Below are 19,081 nucleotides of genomic sequence, written 5' to 3'. Positions count from 1 at the left end.
GGGTCGAGACGAGCGAAGCTCGCTCTTAGGTCGACGCGCTCAAAGAGCGCGGCGGGTGGGGGCTCTCTGCACAAGTGGGGCTCTCTCCACAATATGACTCGCGGATAGACCCCCACCCATAGCCGATGCTGCGCATCGGCGTTCTTCAACAAGGACGGCGGCCACAGGCCGCCTACGCCTCCCCCAAGCGGGAGAGGGAGTACACCGTCTTCGTGGTAACCAGCGCGGCGTCACCTCTTCAGGCTTAGGCCTACTCCGCCGCGGTCCGCAGCTCGGCCCTTTCGGCGCGCACCGCGCAGAACTTGAACTCGGGGATCTTGCCGAACGGATCGAGCGCCGGGTTGGTCAAGAGGTTCGCCGCCGCCTCGGCGTAGCAGAACGGCATGAACACCATGTTCTCAGGCACGTCGCGGTCCGATCGCACCTTGACCTCGACTGCACCGCGGCGGGTTTCCAGTCTGATGAAATCGCCGGGCCAAACGCTGAGGCGCCGCATATCCTTCGGCGACATGAACGCGACCGCCTCCGGCTCGATCTGGTCGAGCACGCTGGAGCGTCGGGTCATCGAGCCGGTGTGCCAATGTTCGAGCACGCGGCCGGTCGACAGCACCATCGGATACTCGCCGTCGGGCACCTCGTCGGGCGCGATCACATGCGCCGGCACGATCTTGCCGCGACCGCTCTCGGTCGGGAAGCCGGTGGTGAAGATGATCTCGTTGCCGGGCTTGTTCGGGTCATCCGCCGGATAGGTGACGGCGCCTTCACGGACCAGCCGCTCCCAGCTGATGTTCTTGAGCGAGGGCATCAGCTGCGCCATCTCGGTGTAGACGTCGCCGGGGCCCGAATAATTCCACGGCAGCCCCATACGCTTGCCGATCTCCTGGATGATCCAGAGATCCTGTCGCGCCTCGCCCGGCGGCTTGATCACCTGGCGCGCAAGCTGCACGCGGCGGTCGGTGTTGGTGAAGGAGCCGTCCTTTTCGGCAAAGGCCGAGGCCGGCAGGATGACGTCGGCGTGGAATGCGGTCTCGGTGACGAAGAGGTCCTGCACCACGAGATGATCGAGCATGGCGAGCGCTCCGCGCGCATGCTGAAGATCGGGATCGGACATCGCGGGGTTTTCGCCCTCGATATACATGCCGTTGATCTCACCGGCGTGGATCGCGTTCATGATCTCCACCACGGTCAGGCCGCGTACCGGATCGAGCTCCTGGCTCCACAACTTCTCGAAATTGCCGCGCATGTCGTCGCGGCTAACCGGCTGGTAGTCCGGCAGGAACATCGGGATCAGGCCGGCGTCGGACGCGCCCTGCACGTTGTTCTGGCCGCGCAGCGGATGCAGGCCGGTGCCGGGACGGCCGACCTGTCCGGTGATCAGCGCCAGCGCGATCAGACAGCGCGCATTGTCGGTGCCGTGGACATGCTGGCTGATGCCCATGCCCCAGAAGATGATCGACGATTTGGCGCGCGCATAGGTCCGCGCCACCTCGCGCAAGGTTTCTGCCGGCACGCCGCAGATCGGCTCCATCTTCTCCGGCGTGAACTCCTTGATCTTCTCCTCCAAATCCTGAAAGCCCTCGGTGTAGCCCGCGATGTACTGATCGTCGGTCAGGCCTTCGGTGATGATCGTGTTGATCATCGCATTCAGCATGGCGACGTCGGAGCCGGGCTTGAACTGCAGATGTTGGGTCGCGTGGCGCGACAGCGATTGCCGACGCGGATCCAGGACGAAGAGCTTGGCGCCCTTCTTCGCCGCGTTCTTGATGTAGGTTGCAGCGACCGGGTGGTTGACGGTCGGATTTGCGCCGATCACGATGATGACTTCGGCATCCATCGCCGCCGCGAACGGGGCCGACACCGCGCCGGAGCTCAAGCCTTCGAACAGCGCCGCCACCGACGAGGCGTGGCACAGCCGCGTGCAGTGATCAACATTGTTGGAGCCGAAGCCGGTGCGCACCAGCTTCTGGAACAGATAGGCCTCTTCGTTGGAGCCTTTGGCGGAGCCGAAACCGGCCAGCGCCTTGACGCCCTTCTCATCACGGATCTTCACGAGGCCGTTGGCGGCGATATCCAGCGCCTCTTCCCACGACGCTTCGCGGAAATGCGTGAACGGATTGGCCGGATCGACCTGGTCGTTGGCATCCTTCTTCGCGTTGGGCAGCCGCACCAGCGGCTTGGTCAGACGATGCGGGTGATGGATGTAGTCAAATCCAAAGCGGCCCTTGACGCAGAGCCGGTTGTGGTTGGCCGGGCCGTCGCGGCCCTCGGCGTAAATGATTTTCTCGTCCTTGACCTGGTAGGTGACCTGGCAGCCGACGCCGCAGAACGGGCACAGCGAGTCGACTTCCTTGTCGGCATAGGTCACGCGGGTCTGGTTCTCGTCCAGCATCACCGACGGCATCAATGCACCGGTCGGGCACGCCTGCACGCATTCGCCGCAGGCCACGCAGGTCGATTCCCCCATCGGATCATCGAAGTCGAACACGATTTTCGACCCATGGCTGCGATAGGCCATGCCGATGACGTCGTTGACCTGCACTTCGCGGCAGGCGCGTACGCACAGGCCGCACTGGATGCAGGCATCGAGATTGACGCTCATCGCGGGATGGCTGACGTCGCTTTCCCAGCGCTCGGCCGCGGGGAAGCGGCTCTCGGTGACCTCGACCTTTTCGGCCCAGTGCCAGAATTTTGAGTCAGGATCGTGCGAGGTCTCGCGCGCCGGCTGGTCGGCGACCAAGAGTTCCATCACCATCTTCTGCGCCGCGACCGCGCGCGCGCTTTCGGATTTCACCTTCATGCCGACGGCGGGGGTACGCTTGCAGGACGCCGCCAGCACGCGCTCGCCCTCGATCTCCACCATGCAGGCGCGGCAATTGCCGTCGGGCCGATAGTCCGGCGCGGGCGAATAGCACAGATGCGGGATTTCCTGGCCCTGGCGCTTTGCCACCTGCCAGATGGTTTCGCCTGCGTTGGCCTCAACCTGCTTGCCGTCGAGTTCGAACTTGATCCTGGTCATTCCGCGGCTTCTTTCGGCACGAATTCTTCCGGAAAATACTTAATCACTGACGTCAGCGGATTCGAGGCTGCCTGCCCGAGCCCGCAGATCGAGGCATCGCGCATCGCCTGGCTCAACTGGTCGAGCAGTTCGCGGTTCCAGACCGGGCGCTCCATCAGGATCGCCGCCTTCTGGGTGCCGACCCGGCACGGCGTGCACTGGCCGCAGCTTTCATCCTCGAAGAAGCGCATCAGGTTCAGCGCCGCGCCCCGCACGCTGTCGTGTTCGGACAGGATCACGACCGCGGCCGAGCCGATGAAGCAGCCGTATTTTTCCAGCGTTCCGAAATCGAGCGGGATGTTGTCCATCGACGCCGGCAGGATGCCGCCGGACGCGCCGCCCGGCAGATAGGCATGGAACGTATGTCCGTCGGCCATGCCGCCGCAGAACTCGTCGATCAGTTCGCGCACGGTGACACCCGCAGGCGCCAGCTTCATGCCGGGATTCTTGACGCGGCCCGATACCGAATAGCTGCGCAGGCCGTGACGGTCGTTGCGGCCGTGGCCCTTCCACCAGTCGGCGCCCTTTTCGACGATGTCGCGCACCCACCACAGCGTCTCGATGTTGTTGATCAGCGTCGGCAGGCCGAACAGGCCGACCTGGAACGGATATGGCGGCTTGTGGCGGGGCAGACCGCGCTTGCCTTCGATGCTTTCGAGCAGCGAGGATTCCTCGCCGCAGATATAGGCGCCGGCGCCGCGGCGCATATGCAGCACCGGTCCGCCCGCCGGCAGTTTTGCGATCTCGCGCTCCAGAATTTCGCGCGAGGCCGGATATTCGTCGCGCAGGTAGATGTAGACGTCGGTCGCCTCGACCACGTGGGCGCCGATCAGCATGCCCTCGAGGAAGCGATGCGGGTCGGTCTCGAGGTAAAAGCGATCCTTAAACGTGCCGGGCTCACCCTCGTCGCCATTGATCGCCATCAGCCGCGGGCCGGGCTCGCCGAGCACCGCACGCCATTTCCGCCCGGTCGGGAAGCCGGCGCCGCCGAGGCCGCGCAGCGAGGCGTCGTCGAGCGATTTGAGCAGGTCTTCCTTGGAAAGCGCACCGGAGCGCAAGCGATTGAGCAGCGCGTAACCGCCGCCGGCGACATAGGCGTCGTAACCAACATACTCAGGCAAATGCGCATGCGTCTCGCCGGCCTTCGCGGCGGCAAGCACGCTTGCAGTGGTTGCATGGTCGACAAAGTGATGGCCGACTTCGGCCGCGGGCGCGGTATCGCAGCGGCCGACGCAGGGCGCGCGCACCACGCGAATGCCGGGGCCGGCTTTGTCCTGCAATTCATGCAACAGTTTTTCCGCGCCCAGCATCGCGCAGGTCAGCGAATCGCAGATGCGAATGGTCAGCGGCGCAATATCCGGCTCGCCTTCCTTCACGATATCGAAATGCGCGTAGAAGGTTGCGGTCTCGAACACTTCGGCAAACGACAGCTTCATCTCGTCGGCGAGTGCGGCGAGATGGCCTGCGGAAATCTGGTGATACGTGTCCTGGATCAGATGCAGATGTTCGATCAAGAGATCGCGCTGCCGCGACCGGTCGCCGAGCAGCTGTTCAATCTCGTACGCGGCGGTCGGATCGACCTGGCGGCCCTTCGGCGTCGCCTTGGCCCGCTTCCGCCCGGCGCCGGGGTGCTCGAACGAGCGCACTTTCTGCACGTCTTGAACCATGGAAAACGTCTCGTTCCTGCCTGTATGTTTCCGCGATCATAAATCGTGGCATGCCAGATGCCAAGAGAATTGTCGCGTTTTGATAAGCATTTAAGGCGACACGCCCGGCGCGGTCATGCCGCTCGCCGCCCGGACGAGGCTTCGCGTCGGAAGCCATCTTTTCGATCAGCGAATGAGAACTGGAATCGATCCAAAGATCAATAAAGCCGTCTCATGTTGCGATAGCGAAAGCGTATCGATCTGGCTTTGCGATCGGTCGATACGGATTCAAAATGGATCCGTCTCTCAGTTTCCGCCGTTCGCCTTTTCGATCAGGAATACGATTCGCGTCTCCGCGCGTTCCGTAATCTCGACCTTGTCGCCGGTTTCGCGGATCAGATTCGGAATATCGATCACCGACAGCGGATCGGTGCAGTGGACTTCAAGCCGCTCGCCGGGCTTGACCGATTTGAGCGCCTTGCGCGTCTTCAACGCCGGCAGCGGGCATTTAAGGCCGGTGAGATCGAGCTTTGTCGTTGTCATCAAGGGAACATGGCGAAGCGGATGCGCATCGTCAATGAGCCGTCAGACTAGGCTCGCATAGGAAAGGAAGCCGACGTTCTGGCCAGGTTCGACAAGCGTGATCTCTTCGCCGAGTTCGACAAGCCCGTCGGTGTCGACCAGCGAGGACAACAGCCCCGCACCCTCGCGCGGAAACTTCACCGCTTCGAGCACGCCATCGCCGGCCTTGCGCAGGGTGACGCGGACATATTCGCGGCGCGCGATTTTCTTCTTGTAGGCGAAGGCGGCGCGAACCGGCATCGGCACCAGCTTCTGTTGCCGCGCGCCCGACAGGGCAAGAATGGTCGGCCGCACCACGTGGGCGAAGGTGACAAAACTCGCCACCGGGTTGCCCGGCAGGCCGATGAACGGCGTGCCGCCGATGATCCCCATCGCCACGGGACGTCCCGGCTTGATCGCCATTCGCCACAGCACGAGCGAGCCCACGCTTTCGACGCTGGCCTTGACGTGATCTTCTTCGCCGGTCGATACGCCGCCGGTGGTGAGGATCAGGTCGTGGGCGCCGGCGACTTTCTTTAGTGCGGCAGCGAGCGCGGTGGGCTCGTCCCTGATAATGCCGAGGTCGCTGACCTCGCAGCCGAGCCGCGCCAGCATCGCCATCAGCATGAAACGGTTTGAATCGAACAGCTGCGCCGCTCCGCGTGGCTCGCCCGGCGAGACCAGCTCATTGCCGGTGGAAAACACCGCGACCCGAATCCGCCTGTTGACGCCAAGTTCGGTCAGGCCGAACGCCGCTGCCAGCGCGACATCCTGCGGCCGCAGCCTTTGTCCGGCCGTCAATGCCGCGTGGCCCAACGGGATATCCTCACCCGCGGGACGCACATTTGCACCGAGCTTCAGCCCCGCCGGAAGCACCACCTTGCCGTCGTCGAGGCGAACATCTTCCTGCATGAAGACGGTGTCGGCGCCGTCGGGCATCGGCGCACCCGTGAAGATCCGCACCGCCTCGCCCGGCCTGATCGGCGCGCGCGCGGAAGCGCCGGCCTGAATGCGGTCGGCCACCGCAAACGCCTGCTCGTTTTCTTTGGGCAGGTCGCGGCTCGACACCGCATAGCCATCGACGGCGGAATTGGTGAAGGGCGGCAGCGGCAGCGGCGCCGAAACGTCCTGAGCGAGCACGCGTCCATCGGCATTGGCGAGCACGACGGTCTCGACCTCCTGCACAGCGATAACCCTGGCTGCAATGATGCCGACGGCCTCATCGACCGACATCATCGGACCGCCGAAGGCAAAGCAATCGTCGGACAATTGCGCCATCGCGAATTAGCTCTCCGCTTCGCTCTTTGCCAGCACCTCTTCGACCGGTATCGCCGAGCGCAGCATCATCGCGGCAATCGCCTCGATATCGTCGAGATGGGCGGTGGGAAGCCGGGTTTCAACCGGTGTATCGGTGGCGATGCCGACCACGCCGGGATCGTCGGGAAACAAAAATGGCTTGCCGTTGGCGGCGCGGAAAACCTCGATCTTGCGGTGCGGCTCGCGCTTGAAACCCTCGATGACGACGAGATCGACCCGCGACATCCGGGCCAGCAGTTCCGGCAGGCGCGGCTCTTCGGCGCCGCGCAATTCATGCATCAGGGCCCATCGCCGCGCGGAGGACACCAGCACCTCGGTGGCGCCGGCCTCGCGATGCCGCCAGGAATCCTTGCCCGGGATATCGACGTCGAAGGCGTGATGGGCGTGCTTGATCACGGAAACCCGCAGGCCGTCTTTCAGCAAATGCGGGATCACCCGCGCCAGCAAGGTGGTCTTGCCGGCGCCGCTCCACCCCGCGAGGCCAATCACTTTCATCGCATTCTCCGCACCCTAGCCGGAACCGGGCTGGGTTTTCTCCTGAGGTGCTTTATATCGGCTGCGAGCCAATGTCATGCTAACCTGCGGAAATGATGAAGATCGACAAAGCCCCCGTCCCCCTGATCGTGCCCAATCCTGATGATCCCAGGCTGACCGAGCGCGTCACCGGGACCGATCAGACCGGCGCCACTGTGGAAATCAGGGTGCCGGTGGAGCGGCCGCTGACGCTGTATCTGAACGCGCAGGAGATCGTCACCATGATGACGATCGGCGACTATCCGGAGTACCTGGCGCTCGGCTACCTCTTGAACCAGAACATGCTGAAATACGACGATGTCGTCACCGAGGTCGAATATGACGACGACCTGCAGGTGGTGGTGGTGCGCACCGAGCACCACACCAATTTCGAGGCCAAGCTGAAGAAGCGCACGCAGACCTCGGGCTGCGCGCAGGGCACCGCATTCGGCGATCTCTTGGAAGCTGTGGAAAGCGTCGCACTGCCGAAGGCGGAGCTGCGCACCTCCTGGCTCTACGAGATGACGCATGCGATCAACACCATGCCTTCACTGTATCTCGAGGCCGGCGCGATCCATGGCTGCGTGCTGTGCAAGCAAGGCACGCCGATCTGCTACACCGAGGATGTCGGCCGCCACAACGCCGTCGACAAGATCGCGGGCTGGATCTATCGCCACGGCGTCGATCCCGGCGACAAGATTCTCTACACCACGGGCCGGCTGACCTCCGAGATGGTGATCAAGACGGTGCGGATGGGGATTCCCATCCTGGTGTCGCGCTCGGGTTTTACCGCATGGGGCGTCGAACTGGCGCGGCAGGTCGGCCTGACGCTGGTCGGGCGCACGCGCGGTAAGCGCTTCATCGCGCTATCAGGCCAGGAACGCATCGTGTTCGACCAGAACCTCGCCTTTGTCGAAGAGGAATCGGCGCGGCACAAGCGCAAGGGCGAAGACCGTGACGAGTGAAGCGACGGCAAGAGCCGCGCTGATAGTACCGGGCGTGCTGCTCGCCGGCGGTCTGGCGCGGCGGATGGGCGGCGGCGACAAGCCGATGCGCACCATCGGTGGCCGCACCATACTCGACCGCGTGATCGCGCGGTTGCAGCCGCAATGCGATGGCCTCATTCTCAATGCCAATGGCGATCCCGCACGCTTTGCCGCGTTCGGGCTGCCGGTGATCGCGGACGGCGTCGCCGATTTTCCCGGGCCGCTGGCCGGCATTCTGGCGGCGCTGGATTGGGCCGCGGCCAACCGGCCGGAGGTCAAGTGGGTGCTGAGCGCCGCGGCGGACTGCCCGTTCCTGCCGCGGGACCTGGTTTCGCGTCTCGTCGGGGCAGTGCGCGATGAGAACGCAGAGCTTGCGGTCGCCGCTTCCGACGGCCAGTCGCATCCGGTGATCGGATTGTGGAGCGTGGCGTTGCGCGAACAACTCCGTCACGCGCTTGTGGTCGAGGACGTCAGGAAGATCGACCGCTGGACCGCGCGCTACCGCCTTGCCACCGTGGCCTGGCCGGTCGAGCCGATCGACCCGTTCTTCAATGCCAACACCATGGATGACATTGCGGAAGCGGACCGGCTGGCGGCGCTGGATGGCGGCTAGGTGGATCCCCTGTATGCTTTGAACCGGATCGCCGTTCACGGCGACCACTGAACGCCGAGGGTACTCAGCGGGCGTTGAGATGTCGTCATGATCGAGGTTTTTGGGGCTGTTCTGGTCTTCATCCTGCGGGCGGTTTACTTCGTCCTGGAGATCGTGACGTTTTTCTCAAATCTGAAGCAGTTGGCCCGATGGGCAACCGGCAGCGCCACACTCGTCGACGTGCCTGCGGAACCGAAGATTCTGTCCCCCGCGGCTCGGCGCGCGCTCGAGGAGGCCGAACAGCGCCGAGCTCATGCCGCCAGTGGCTCGGTCCAGGCATCGTAGCCATAGACCCAATCGGTATCGGTCTTTCCGCTGAGCCAGGTATTGGTTCGCGAGGTCTGCTGGACCCGCGCGGTTCGCGCCTTGCGGGTTGCCTCGAACCTTCGAAACGCATTCGGCACGCCATCGCGCTCGACGCCGTCGAGACAGCGTGACAGCACCGCGGCGTCCTCGATCGCCATCGCCGCGCCTTGCGCCATATAGGGCGTCATCGGATGGCAGGCATCGCCGAGCAGCGTCACGTTGCCCTCGCCCCAGCGCTCCAGGGCATTGCGATCGACGATCGCCCATTTGTGCACGTCCGGGCACGCGGCCAGCACCTGTTCGACCTGGCGGTCGAAGCCCGAAAAAGCCTTGCGCAATTCCCTGACGTCGCCCTTGGCCGACCACGACTCGATCCGAAACTCCGGCTCCGGCTGGCTGGTGACGAGATAGATTTCGCTGCGGTCAGGCTTGACGTAGTAGATGACGATGTGCCGGTCCTCGCCCCACCATTTGGTGCAATCGTCAATTTTATGGCCGCCGAGAAGCGATGCAGGATAGGTGGTGCGGTAAGCGATGCGCCCGGTAAAGTGCACCGGCGAAGTGTCGAACAGGATGTCTCGGACGACGGAGTGAATGCCATCGGCGCCGATGACGGCGTCCGCGATCGCGGTCTCACCATTCGCGAAGGAGAGTCGGACGCCGTCGCTGATCTCGTCGAGTCCGACCAGTTTGTGGTTTAACTTGACGCATTCATCGGGAACGGCGCTCGCCAGCGCCGCATGCAGATCGCCGCGGTGCGCCAGCAGATAGGGCGCGCCGAATTTCTGCTCGGCGCTCTCGCCAAAGATCATGTCGAATTTGACTTCGCCGGTCTTCCAATCCCGGTTGTTCCAGGAGCGTGGATAGAACGACTGGCTGCGCAGGCGTTGCTCGAGCCCCAGCCCGCGCAGCACCTTCATGGCGTTGCAGCCGATCTGGATGCCGGCGCCCAATCGCGCAAATTGCGAGGCCTGCTCATAGACGGTGACGTCGATGCCGACCCGCCGCAGCGCCTCCGCCGACGCGAGCCCGCCCATGCCAGCGCCGATGATTGCAATCGAAAGACGCCGCGTCATGGTCTCCCCGCCATTTCAGGCCGGTCGAAACCCGGCTCTTTCCAGCGCCGCGCGGCCTTCTTCCGACGCCAGCGCGTCGAGAAAAGCCTGTACCGCCGCCCGCTGCTTGCGCGCCGTCACCAGCGCGAAATCATAATGCTCTTCGGCGAAGGGAATGAAACCCAGGTCGGATGCATGGGCCACCGGCGCGATGGTCATGCCCCAGTCGGCGCGATGCTGCGCCACGGCGGCGGCGACTGCGTTGTGCGAGCGCGGCTGATTCCAGTAACCGTCGGGCTTGGCGCCCGCCAGCAGCCGGTCGATCAGGATGCGCGTGCCGGCGCCCTGGTTGCGGTTGACCATGATGCAGGCGGGGTCGGCGAGCGCCGCACGCACCGCGGCCTCGGCGCCCAGGCTCTCGAAGCGCGCATCGCCCTTGCGGAACACGATGCCCTGCATCCGCCGCCAGCCCGGCACCAGTTCAAGTCCGTCGGTGAGATAAGGCGTGTTGTAGGTGTCGGTCTTGTCGTCGAACAGATGGATCGGCGCAAAATCGCATTCGCCGCGCTTGGCCGCCGCCAATCCGCCGAGGCTGCCGACCGCGATCGATCGCACCGAGAGACCTGCATGCGCCAGCGGCGCGGTGACGAGATCGAGCCCGGTGCAGTGGCTGCCGACGATCACGAGATCAGGCACCCGCACATGCGGCGTGAACAGCGTCACTTCGGCATCAGTGCCTGCCGGCATCTGATCGGCCAGCGCATCGATGCGCAAAAAACCATCGGCCTGCGCGAATGAGGTGATCGCGCCCGAGCCCTTGCCGGTGGGATAGGCGATCAGACCGTCCGTTCCCTCAACCAGCGAGACCATGACGAATTCGGTGCGGCCGAGTTCGGAGGCGATCCGCACCGGAATTCTGGCGCTGACCTTGGCGTCCAAACGCGGCGGCAGGCCCGCCATGCGCCGCAACACCGGCACGATCATGTCGTGGAAGGTGAACATCGCCGAGGTCGGAAATCCCGGCAGGATCACCACCGGCTTGCCGTCGCAAACCGCGAGGCAGAGCGGCTTGCCCGGCTTCAGCGCGACGCCATGCGCAATAATGCCGGGCTTGCCGAGCCGCGCGATGATGCGGTGGGTCACATCGCCCGCGCCCTTCGAGGTGCCGCCCGAGAGCACCAGCATGTCGCTGATTTGCAGCGCACTGCGCATCGCAGATTCAAGCTGCGCCTCGTCGTCGGGAATGGCGCCCAGGAACATCGCCTCGCCGCCGTTCTCCGACATCGCGGCGGTGACGATCGCGCCATTGGTGTCGTAGATCGCGGCCGGGCGCAGCGGCGAACCCGGCTGCACCAGTTCGTCGCCGGTCGAGATAATGGCGACGCGCAGCCGGCGCGCGACGGCAACTTGCGCGATGCCGCAGGCTGCCAGCATCCCGATCTCGCGCGAGCCAATCATGGTGCCGGCGCGCAGCAGCACCTCGCCGCGCGCGATGTCGGAGCCGGCATAGGACACGAACTGACCGGGCGAAGCGGCGCGGCGAATTTCGATCGCGCGGGTTCCCGCCGGCTGCGTGTGCTCGACCATGACGATGGCATCGGCGCCGCGTGGCACCGGACCGCCGGTCGCAATCGACGTGGCGGTTCCCGACAGCACCGGCCGCGTCGGCGCGGTGCCGCAGGCGATCACCTCGTCATTCAGCATCATCCGCACCGGCGTTGCTTCGCCGGCTGAAGCGAGATCGGCGGAACGAACCGCAAAACCATCGACGTTGGAACGATCAAACGGCGGCACGTCAATCGGCGCCACGATATCTTCGGCCAGCGCGCAGCCGAGTACATCCGCAAGCGCCCATCGTTCGCTGGGCACCGCGCGCGGAAACAGCGCGGCTTCAAACCGCGCCAGCGCTTCCTCGCGCGACAGTATGATCAAGAACTGGTCCTGATCGACGGGTTCACGGTCTTTCGGCGAGGGTGTACGGGTCATGCCGGCATTCCATATCATTCCCGCAGCATATAGCCATCGACGCCGCTGCCTGCAGCAAATCCTTCCGCGCCGCCCGGCACGGTTAACCAGGCCTCGGCGCGCGCGATCGCATCGAGCGACAGTTCCCCGACCGCCAGCGTCACCCAGGCTCCCGCTTTTCGCTCCAGCAGCACGACTTCCGCAATGCCAACGGCGGAGGCGATCTTGCGGGCCAGCGGCAGATTGAGCGTCTTGCGCGGCCGCCGCCCCGACAGCCGGTCGAGTGCGGGCAACGCCAGCGTCCACCACGCCGCGAACGCCTGATCAGGCGCGCCCGGCAGCACGACCACGGGCGTGTTGCCGATGCGGCCGACCGCCGAGGTGCGGCCGGGCTGCACGGCGATGCCATGGGCGAGAACCTCGCCACACCCGGCCAATGCCGTCACCGTCACGTCGGTGCGGCCGACGCCGCTACCGCCGACAATCAGCAGCAGATCGCATGCGCCGACTTCGATCACTGCGGCAATCGATGCGGCGTCGCGGCCAACAGCGGTAACGGACACCACATCGGCGCCGGCGGTGCGCGCGCTCTCCGAGATCAGGTCCGACGTCACCGAGCCGCCGGGAATATTGACGATCCGCAGGCGCGGCCGGCGCACCTTCAGCCGCTCTATTCCCGCCGCCCGCGCGATCATGAGGTCACGTGCCAGCACGCGCCGCCCCGCCTCGACCACACTGCTGCCTGCGGCAATGTCACCACCGGCCCGGCGCACGCCCTGCCCCGGGATCGCTTCCGCCAGCGCCTGCGGCATCGGGCCGGATAGCTCGACAGCATCGGCATCGAGCACGCAATCGCAGCCATCAGGCATGGCGGCACCGGCTTCGACCCAGACCGGCAACGCCGTCAATGGCAATGGCGAATAGGACGACGCGCCGACAAGATCACGGGCGGGCAACGCAAAGCCGTCGCTGGCGGCGATGTCGTGCGGCGGCAACGCACCCGATGGCGGCATGTCGGCGGCAATACAACGCAGCGCTTCCGCGAGCGGCAGTTCCGCAGGCGTTACCGGCTCGACACCGTGCAACAGGGCGGCAAGCGCCACATCGAGCGGCGTAAGCGAAGTCGGAAGGCGCTGTTGCGAAATCATGGCCCGCTATGCCCTGAATCGGGCCGGAAATAAACAGAACCGGATACCGCCGGCGGTCGGCCCCCTCCTTCCGGCCAAGTTGACGACGGCCCAAATTAGTTGCAATCGGGACCAATTGGCTTTAGTTGCAAGTGGGACCAATTGGCGGAAAGCAACCGCCTGAAGACACACGCGGCCAACGTGCCGATACACAGGGAGAAGAGGGATGCTCGTCAAAAACCTATCCATGCTTGGCGCGCTTGCGGCCGCGATGCTGGCGTCGCCTGCGGCGCTCGCGCAACTTTCAGATGACATCGTCAAGATCGGCGTTCTCACCGATATGAACGGCCCGGCGGCGACGCCAACCGGTCAGGGCTCGGTCACGGCCGCGCAGATGGCGATCGACGATTTCGGCGGCAAGGTGCTGGGCAAGCCGATCAGCCTGATCGTCGGCGACCATCAGCTGAAACCGGATATCGGCGGCGGCATGGCGCGGCGCTGGTACGATGTCGACCAGGTCGACCTGATCGTCGACGTTCCGGTGTCGGCGGTCGGCCTTGCGGTACAGAACGTCGCCAACGAGAAGAAGAAGCTGTTCATCACGCACTCGACCCTGGCCGCGGATTTCCACGGTAAATTCTGCTCACCCTACGCCATCCAGTGGGTGATCGACACCCGCTCGCTCGCGGCCGGCACCGCGCAGGCGGTGGTGAAGCGCGGCGGCGACAGCTGGTTCTTCATCACCGATGATTATGCGTTCGGCCACGCGCTCGAACGCGACGCCTCCGCCGTGGTCACCGCCAATGGCGGCAAGGTGCTGGGTTCGGTGCGACCGCCGCTTGCGACCCCCGACCTGTCGTCCTTCGTGCTGCAGGCGCAGGCTTCCAAGGCCAAGATCATCGGCATCGCCGCCGGCCCGCCCAACAACATGAACGAGATCAAGACCGCCTCGGAGTTCGGCGTCTTGAAGGGCGGCCAGCAGATGGCGGCATTGCTGGCGCTGATCACCGACATTCATTCGCTGGGATTGCCGGCGGCGCAGGGCCTCTTGCTGACGACCTCGTTCTACTGGGACATGGACGACAAGACCCGCGAATGGTCGAAGCGCTATTTTGCCAAGATGAACCGGATGCCGACGATGTGGCAGGCCGGCGTCTACTCCTCGGTCATGTATTATCTCAACGCCATCAAGGAGGCTGGCACCGACGAGCCGCTGAAAGTGGCGGCGAAGATGCGCGAAAAACCGATCGAGGACTTCTTCTCCCGCAACGGCAAGCTGCGCGAGGACAATCTGATGGTGCATGACCTCTGGCTGGTCGAGGTCAAGAAGCCGGAAGAGTCGAAATACCCGTGGGATTATTACAAGATCCTGGCCAAGATCCCCGGCGACGAGGCGTTCGGGCCGATTGATCCGGCATGTGCGATGGCGAAGAAGTAGATTCTCACCATCGTTGCGACACTACACTCCACCGTCGTCCCGGCGAGGGCCGGGACCCATAATCCCGGTCATCTGTTGTTGGAAAAAGCCGTCGACCATTTGTGCTTAACAATAACTGCCGCGGCGTATGGGTCCCGGCTCAAGGCCGGGACGACGTGTTGAGAGAGCAGCGCCCTACTTTACCACCCCGACCTCGCGGAAATATTTCAGCACGCCCGGATGGATCAGCTGCAGATTGGGCGCAGCGGCGGCCGTGTTCACGGCCGTTGTCTCGCAGGCCTGCGGCAGTTTCTTGCACAACGACCCCTCCGCGCCGTGCAGCGTTTTCGCCAGCCGATACGCGACATCATCCGGCAGGCTTTCGCGCGCGAGGACAAAACTCCATGAGCCGATCGAATCGATCGCCGCCGGCTGGTTCGGGTAGCTGTTGGCGGGCACTGTCAGCGGCTTGAGAAAGGTATGCTTGGCGCGGACCCTGGCGATCTCGCCGGCGTCGGGCGCGATGAAGCGGGCGCCGCCGGGGCTTTCCGCCATGCTCTTGAACCCGGGCCAGCCGATGCCCGCGCCCCACAGCGCCGCGGCACGGCCGTCCTGCACCATGGCCGGACCGTCGCCGGCACGGTCGAGATAGATCGACTTGAAATCCTCGTCCTGCTTCAGCCCGATGCCGTCGAGCATGTATCGCGACAGGATCGGCAGACCCGAGCCCCTGGCGCCGAACGCCACGGGCTGGCCGACGAGATCGCGAATGGTCTTGTAGGGGCTGTCGGCGCGCACCACGAACATGCCCGGGCTGGAATACATCGCGGTCAGGATCTTCAGCCTGGTCGGCGCCCGCCCGATGCCCATAAAGGCCTCGTAGGAAGGCTCCCCGGCCACCAGCGCGATATCGAGTCCGTCCGTCTCGAGCAGCGGAATGTTCTCGCTGCTGCCCTTGGTGTTGCGCGGCTCGATCGACAGCGTCGGATCGGCGGCGTTCATGACTTCCGCGAACGCATTGCCATAGACCGGGAAGCCGCCGCCCGGTGTCGCAGTGCCAAGGCTGATTGTTGTTTTTGGTATGGCCTTGCTTCCATCTTGCGCCGCCGCGCCGCCTGCCAGCAGGAGAACGCCGGCGCAGACGATATGAGCGAGTTTCATGTTTGGCCTCAAGCGTTGCTCCCCGGGGACGTCTAATCAACGCGCAGCGGAGGTTGCAGGCAAGTGTTGACTTTTATGAAGTTCGGCAAGTCACGGGCGAGACCGGGAATTGGCGCAATAGGGTGGAATTGCCTGCGTTTGGGTAGATTAACCCCGGCATTGCGGGATTGCGATCACCACTGTAAACGATGCCCGCACCGTTGCTGGCCGCCTCAAAACGGCCGCTCGCGGCGGGGCCTGTAGCTCAATGGTTAGAGCCGGCCGCTCATAACGGTCTGGTTGCAGGTTCGAGTCCTGCCGGGCCCACCAGCCTTCGCTCGCGAAGCGAGTGAAGGCTGCCGCGCCGAAGCCCACTTGGGCGAAGGCGGGCGCGGCCGCGAGCTACGGCTCGGCAGGCCACAGGCCCTTCGGGCGACGCGTGGCGCAGCCACGCAGGGCCGAGGGGTGAAGCGTGGTGTCCGGCGTAGCTTGAGCGCAGCGAAAGCGAAGACGGACTGGAAGCTTCAACCTAGGGCCTTCCAGCCTCAAGCCACCGCGCCCTCGATCGGTGAGAATGGCATGCCGAGGCTTCTGGCCACCGGCTCGCAGGTCAGCCGGCCCCGGTAGACGTTCAGACCGGCGCGCAAATGCGGGTTCTCGAGCACGGCCGCAAACCCCTTGTTGGCGAGCGCCAGACCAAAAGGCAGCGTGGCATTGTTCAGCGCCTGGCTGGAGGTCAGCGGCACAGCACCCGGCATGTTCGCGACGCAGTAATGGATGATGCCCTCCACCTCAAAGGTTGGATCAGAGTGGGTGGTCGGGTGCGAGGTCTCGAAGCAGCCGCCCTGGTCGATCGCGACATCCACGATCACGGCCCCCTTGCGCATCGAACCCAACATCTCCCGCGTCACCAGTTTCGGCGCGCTCGCTCCCGGGACGAGCACCGCACCGATGACGACATCGGCGGCAAACACCTCTTCCTCGATGCTGTCGATGGTCGAGAATTTCGTGCGAACGCGCCCCTCGAACAGTTCGTCCAGCTCGCGAAGGCGGCCGATCGAACGGTCGAGAATGGTGACCTCGGCGCCAAGGCCGACCGCCATGCGGGCCGCGTGCGTCCCGACGACTCCGCCTCCAATCACCACGATGCGTGCCGGCTGGACGCCCGGCACGCCCCCGATCAACAGGCCCCGGCCTCCCGCATGCCGTCGCAACGCCGCGCCGGCCGCTTCGATCGCAAGCCTGCCCGCCACTTCGCTCATCGGCGCCAGCAGCGGCAGGCCGCCATGGGCATCCGTCACGGTCTCATAGGCGATTGCGGTGCATCCGGACGCGATGAGGCCCTTGGCCTGGTCGGGATCGGGCGCCAAATGCAGGTATGTGAAGAGAATCTGGTCTTGCCGCAGTTGCGACCATTCCGATGCTTGAGGCTCCTTGACCTTGACGATCATCTGGCTGGACGCAAACACCTCGCGGGCGGAGTCCAGCACAGTAGCACCGGCCTTGCGATAAGCATCATCCGTCGCGCCGATGCCGGCGCCGGCATTGGTCTCGACCACGACGCTGTGCCCCGCCGCCACATATTCGCGAACGGCCCCCGGCGTCAGACCGACACGGTATTCGTGCGTCTTGATCTCCCTGGGTACACCGATCTTCATGGCAACCTCCGCTGTATGGCACGCCTCCTTTTCTAGGCGGGAACAGCGGTTTATTTCCCGGCGAAACTTGCGCACGTACCGGCAAATAGTGCAGAAATTCAACGAGATTTGGCACTATGGCGCAGGATTTCAAACATATGGACCATGACAAGATCGACATGACGATTCTCGCCGAACTCAGCGCCAACGCGCGGGTCAGTCAGACCGAACTGGCGGACCGGGTGGGACTTTCGAGCACCGCGATCGCGCGGCGGCAACGCGCTCTGGAAGACGAAGGATATATCAGAGGCTATCAGGCCATCCTCGATCCGAGCCGGTTTGGCCTCAACACGACCGTGCTGGTCCGAATCGCGCTCAACAGCCAAAGCGACGAGGCGCTGAAATCGTTCGAAGCCGCCGTCGTCAACTGCCCGTCGGTGATCCGCACGTTTCTGATGTCGGGAAACGACGACTATCTCCTGATCGTGCTGGCGCGCGATATCGAAGACTTCGAGAGGATTCACCGGACCGAACTGTCGCGCCTGCCGCACGTCTCGCGCATCCAGTCGAATTTCGCGCTTCGCGAGATCATCGATCGCGCGGTTCCCCTGGCGATCTTCGGAAAACCCGGGCGTCCGGCACGAAAGCAGATCAGAAAACGGGCCGGCTAACGCAGGTAGACCCATGCCCGGCGGCCGGCCACCGGCAACGACCCGCCGCCGTTGCGTAAAACCCCTCGCTCGAGGATCGCCGTCTCGTCAGGCCCGGCGCCGTCGAGAAAGACTTTCACCGCGGTGCGGGCCCGCAAATCGATCTCGGAAAGCGTTGGTATCGCGCCGAGCTGAAGCACAGCTTCCAGGTGAATGTTGCCATAGAGCATGCCGAGGAACTGGCGGGCTCCGGCTTCGCAATCCGCAAGATCGATCTCGCCGGCCTGCTTTGCTCTTGCAAGAATATTTGTCAGGACCTCGATCGCCCGCTTAGGGCCATGCTGCGCATAGACCCGCGTCGCATTCGGGTAGCGGTCCGCTTCGAGGATGGCCGTATAACAAACCTCCAGCAAGGCCGGCGTCATCATCGTTTCGAGAAGATTGCGCCCGATGATGATGAGCAATTCCCTGAGCGGCAGCGAAAGCTGGTCGGCACTGACACTCAATGCATTGGACGAGTATTGGCTGACGACCTTGGCGAACTGGTCGACCAGAAGCTGCTCCACGTTCTCGCGCCGCGTTGTCTTCTCGCGGAGCAGTTCCTTGTAGAGACCGTGAGGCGTCCATGTCCAGCTCGGCCGCCCAAGCACGAACGCCGTGATAACAGCGCAATTCGACCAGCCGCGCATCTGGCTCGCTCTACCAGGAACCTGCTCGCGGACGCGAAGGATATCGCCCGTCCCACCCCAGCGAAGAAATTTGACGGCATCGGCCGGCGGCAGGATCGTCACCATCATACGGGTCCACCACGGCTCCACGAGCAGCCAGCTCCCGGTGTTCGTCGGCCGCATGGCAAAGACGTGCTTATGCTTGTGATGGACGAACCGATGCCACCATTGTCGTTTCAGGCCGGGGACGAAGCAAATGATCCAGTCGACGGGCTCGACCGTCACCAGCGATCCATGCTCGTCGGCGCAGTTGGCCAGATCCGACGGGACAACGTCGACGACCTTCAGGGGTAATGGCCTGTCGCTGCTCCGCGCCAGCAAGGACC

16 protein-coding genes and 1 tRNA gene are annotated in these 19,081 nt (G+C 64.4%); 6 read left to right on the top strand and 11 right to left on the bottom strand.

The features are described from left to right. Positions 1 to 250 precede the first annotated feature (250 nt). From fdhF to mobB, 5 genes are all read right to left on the bottom strand, one after another. Complete coding sequence (gene fdhF / locus JQ609_RS01620) at positions 251 to 3,016, bottom strand: formate dehydrogenase subunit alpha (protein WP_212271768.1); 2,766 nt, start codon at positions 3,014 to 3,016, stop codon at positions 251 to 253. Further along, complete coding sequence (locus JQ609_RS01615) at positions 3,013 to 4,722, bottom strand: NADH-ubiquinone oxidoreductase-F iron-sulfur binding region domain-containing protein (protein ID WP_212271767.1); 1,710 nt, start codon at positions 4,720 to 4,722, stop codon at positions 3,013 to 3,015. Before JQ609_RS01615 ends, fdhF begins: the two co-directional genes overlap by 4 nt. Before the next feature lie 285 nt (positions 4,723 to 5,007). Then, positions 5,008 to 5,244, bottom strand: a complete 237-nt coding sequence (locus JQ609_RS01610; RefSeq protein ID WP_212000343.1) for a sulfurtransferase TusA family protein — start codon at positions 5,242 to 5,244, stop codon at positions 5,008 to 5,010. Between the two features lie 42 nt (positions 5,245 to 5,286). Next, the gene (gene glp, locus JQ609_RS01605; protein WP_212271766.1) at positions 5,287 to 6,540 is read right to left on the bottom strand and encodes a gephyrin-like molybdotransferase Glp; all 1,254 of its coding nucleotides are present in this window, start codon (positions 6,538 to 6,540) and stop codon (positions 5,287 to 5,289) included. Between the two features lie 6 nt (positions 6,541 to 6,546). Further along, positions 6,547 to 7,074, bottom strand: a complete 528-nt coding sequence (mobB, locus tag JQ609_RS01600) for a molybdopterin-guanine dinucleotide biosynthesis protein B (RefSeq protein ID WP_212210229.1) — start codon at positions 7,072 to 7,074, stop codon at positions 6,547 to 6,549. A gap of 92 nt (positions 7,075 to 7,166) precedes the next feature. Between mobB and JQ609_RS01595 the strand changes: the two genes are divergently transcribed. From JQ609_RS01595 to JQ609_RS01585, 3 genes are all read left to right on the top strand, one after another. Beyond that, positions 7,167 to 8,057: a formate dehydrogenase accessory sulfurtransferase FdhD gene (locus JQ609_RS01595; protein WP_212271765.1), complete on the top strand. Its 891-nt coding sequence runs from the start codon at positions 7,167 to 7,169 to the stop codon at positions 8,055 to 8,057. After that, the gene (gene mobA, locus JQ609_RS01590) at positions 8,047 to 8,691 is read left to right on the top strand and encodes a molybdenum cofactor guanylyltransferase MobA (protein ID WP_312014784.1); all 645 of its coding nucleotides are present in this window, start codon (positions 8,047 to 8,049) and stop codon (positions 8,689 to 8,691) included. Before JQ609_RS01595 ends, mobA begins: the two co-directional genes overlap by 11 nt. Before the next feature lie 87 nt (positions 8,692 to 8,778). After that, on the top strand, positions 8,779 to 9,015 hold the full coding sequence (locus JQ609_RS01585) for a hypothetical protein (RefSeq protein ID WP_212271763.1): 237 nt from the start codon (positions 8,779 to 8,781) through the stop codon (positions 9,013 to 9,015). Here the strand turns inward: JQ609_RS01585 and JQ609_RS01580 are convergent. The 3 genes from JQ609_RS01580 to JQ609_RS01570 are packed head-to-tail and all read right to left on the bottom strand — an operon-like array spanning position 8,982 to position 13,204. Continuing rightward, positions 8,982 to 10,112 (bottom strand): FAD-dependent monooxygenase, encoded by a 1,131-nt coding sequence (locus JQ609_RS01580; RefSeq protein WP_212271762.1) that lies wholly within the window; start codon positions 10,110 to 10,112, stop codon positions 8,982 to 8,984. The genes JQ609_RS01585 and JQ609_RS01580 overlap by 34 nt on opposite strands. A gap of 15 nt (positions 10,113 to 10,127) precedes the next feature. Continuing rightward, a complete protein-coding gene (locus JQ609_RS01575) occupies positions 10,128 to 12,077 on the bottom strand; it encodes a molybdopterin biosynthesis protein (protein WP_212271761.1) in 1,950 nt (649 codons plus the stop codon). A gap of 14 nt (positions 12,078 to 12,091) precedes the next feature. Continuing rightward, positions 12,092 to 13,204, bottom strand: coding sequence for a molybdopterin-binding protein (locus JQ609_RS01570; RefSeq protein WP_212271760.1), 1,113 nt, complete (start codon positions 13,202 to 13,204; stop codon positions 12,092 to 12,094). Positions 13,205 to 13,409: 205 nt separating this feature from the next. Between JQ609_RS01570 and JQ609_RS01565 the strand changes: the two genes are divergently transcribed. Beyond that, the gene (locus tag JQ609_RS01565) at positions 13,410 to 14,621 is read left to right on the top strand and encodes an ABC transporter substrate-binding protein (RefSeq protein WP_212271759.1); all 1,212 of its coding nucleotides are present in this window, start codon (positions 13,410 to 13,412) and stop codon (positions 14,619 to 14,621) included. A gap of 174 nt (positions 14,622 to 14,795) precedes the next feature. Here the strand turns inward: JQ609_RS01565 and JQ609_RS01560 are convergent, their stop codons facing one another. Then, positions 14,796 to 15,761 carry a TAXI family TRAP transporter solute-binding subunit gene (locus tag JQ609_RS01560; protein ID WP_212271758.1) on the bottom strand — a complete coding sequence of 322 codons (966 nt, stop codon included), beginning with the start codon at positions 15,759 to 15,761 and terminating at the stop codon, positions 14,796 to 14,798. A 233-nt stretch (positions 15,762 to 15,994) separates the two neighbouring features. Between JQ609_RS01560 and JQ609_RS01555 the strand changes: the two genes are divergently transcribed. Further along, positions 15,995 to 16,070 (top strand) — tRNA-Ile (locus JQ609_RS01555). Between the two features lie 215 nt (positions 16,071 to 16,285). Here the strand turns inward: JQ609_RS01555 and ald are convergent. After that, on the bottom strand, positions 16,286 to 17,398 hold the full coding sequence (gene ald / locus JQ609_RS01550; RefSeq protein ID WP_212271757.1) for an alanine dehydrogenase: 1,113 nt from the start codon (positions 17,396 to 17,398) through the stop codon (positions 16,286 to 16,288). 137 nt (positions 17,399 to 17,535) lie between these two features. Here ald and JQ609_RS01545 point away from each other — a divergent pair, with 137 nt between their 5' ends. After that, positions 17,536 to 18,048 (top strand): Lrp/AsnC family transcriptional regulator, encoded by a 513-nt coding sequence (locus tag JQ609_RS01545; protein ID WP_212210219.1) that lies wholly within the window; start codon positions 17,536 to 17,538, stop codon positions 18,046 to 18,048. On the opposite strand, the gene JQ609_RS01540 is transcribed toward JQ609_RS01545, so the two are convergent. Continuing rightward, on the bottom strand, positions 18,045 to 19,076 hold the full coding sequence (locus JQ609_RS01540; protein WP_212271756.1) for a TetR/AcrR family transcriptional regulator C-terminal domain-containing protein: 1,032 nt from the start codon (positions 19,074 to 19,076) through the stop codon (positions 18,045 to 18,047). The two genes, JQ609_RS01545 and JQ609_RS01540, sit on opposite strands and share 4 nt — an antisense overlap. Positions 19,077 to 19,081: the final 5 nt, after the last annotated feature.

Origin of the sequence: Bradyrhizobium sp. AUGA SZCCT0169, assembly GCF_018130085.1 — a bacterium.
In the GTDB taxonomy this organism is placed as follows: domain Bacteria; phylum Pseudomonadota; class Alphaproteobacteria; order Rhizobiales; family Xanthobacteraceae; genus Bradyrhizobium.
The sequence above is the reverse complement of the archived record's forward strand: the minus strand, read 5'-3'. Positions and strand labels throughout refer to the sequence as shown.

Bases quoted from the DNA above. Each gene is read 5' to 3' on its own strand.
- JQ609_RS01615 (WP_212271767.1), bottom strand. From the start codon at position 4,722: ATGGTTCAAGACGTGCAGAAAGTGCGCTCGTTCGAGCACCCCGGCGCC.
- JQ609_RS01560 (WP_212271758.1), bottom strand. From the start codon at position 15,761: ATGAAACTCGCTCATATCGTCTGCGCCGGCGTTCTCCTGCTGGCAGGC.
- fdhF (WP_212271768.1), bottom strand. From the start codon at position 3,016: ATGACCAGGATCAAGTTCGAACTCGACGGCAAGCAGGTTGAGGCCAAC.
- ald (WP_212271757.1), bottom strand. From the start codon at position 17,398: ATGAAGATCGGTGTACCCAGGGAGATCAAGACGCACGAATACCGTGTC.
- JQ609_RS01570 (WP_212271760.1), bottom strand. From the start codon at position 13,204: ATGATTTCGCAACAGCGCCTTCCGACTTCGCTTACGCCGCTCGATGTG.
- mobB (WP_212210229.1), bottom strand. From the start codon at position 7,074: ATGAAAGTGATTGGCCTCGCGGGGTGGAGCGGCGCCGGCAAGACCACC.
- JQ609_RS01595 (WP_212271765.1), top strand. From the start codon at position 7,167: ATGATGAAGATCGACAAAGCCCCCGTCCCCCTGATCGTGCCCAATCCT.
- glp (WP_212271766.1), bottom strand. From the start codon at position 6,540: ATGGCGCAATTGTCCGACGATTGCTTTGCCTTCGGCGGTCCGATGATG.
- JQ609_RS01610 (WP_212000343.1), bottom strand. From the start codon at position 5,244: ATGACAACGACAAAGCTCGATCTCACCGGCCTTAAATGCCCGCTGCCG.
- JQ609_RS01545 (WP_212210219.1), top strand. From the start codon at position 17,536: ATGGACCATGACAAGATCGACATGACGATTCTCGCCGAACTCAGCGCC.
- JQ609_RS01580 (WP_212271762.1), bottom strand. From the start codon at position 10,112: ATGACGCGGCGTCTTTCGATTGCAATCATCGGCGCTGGCATGGGCGGG.
- JQ609_RS01575 (WP_212271761.1), bottom strand. From the start codon at position 12,077: ATGACCCGTACACCCTCGCCGAAAGACCGTGAACCCGTCGATCAGGAC.
- JQ609_RS01585 (WP_212271763.1), top strand. From the start codon at position 8,779: ATGATCGAGGTTTTTGGGGCTGTTCTGGTCTTCATCCTGCGGGCGGTT.
- JQ609_RS01565 (WP_212271759.1), top strand. From the start codon at position 13,410: ATGCTCGTCAAAAACCTATCCATGCTTGGCGCGCTTGCGGCCGCGATG.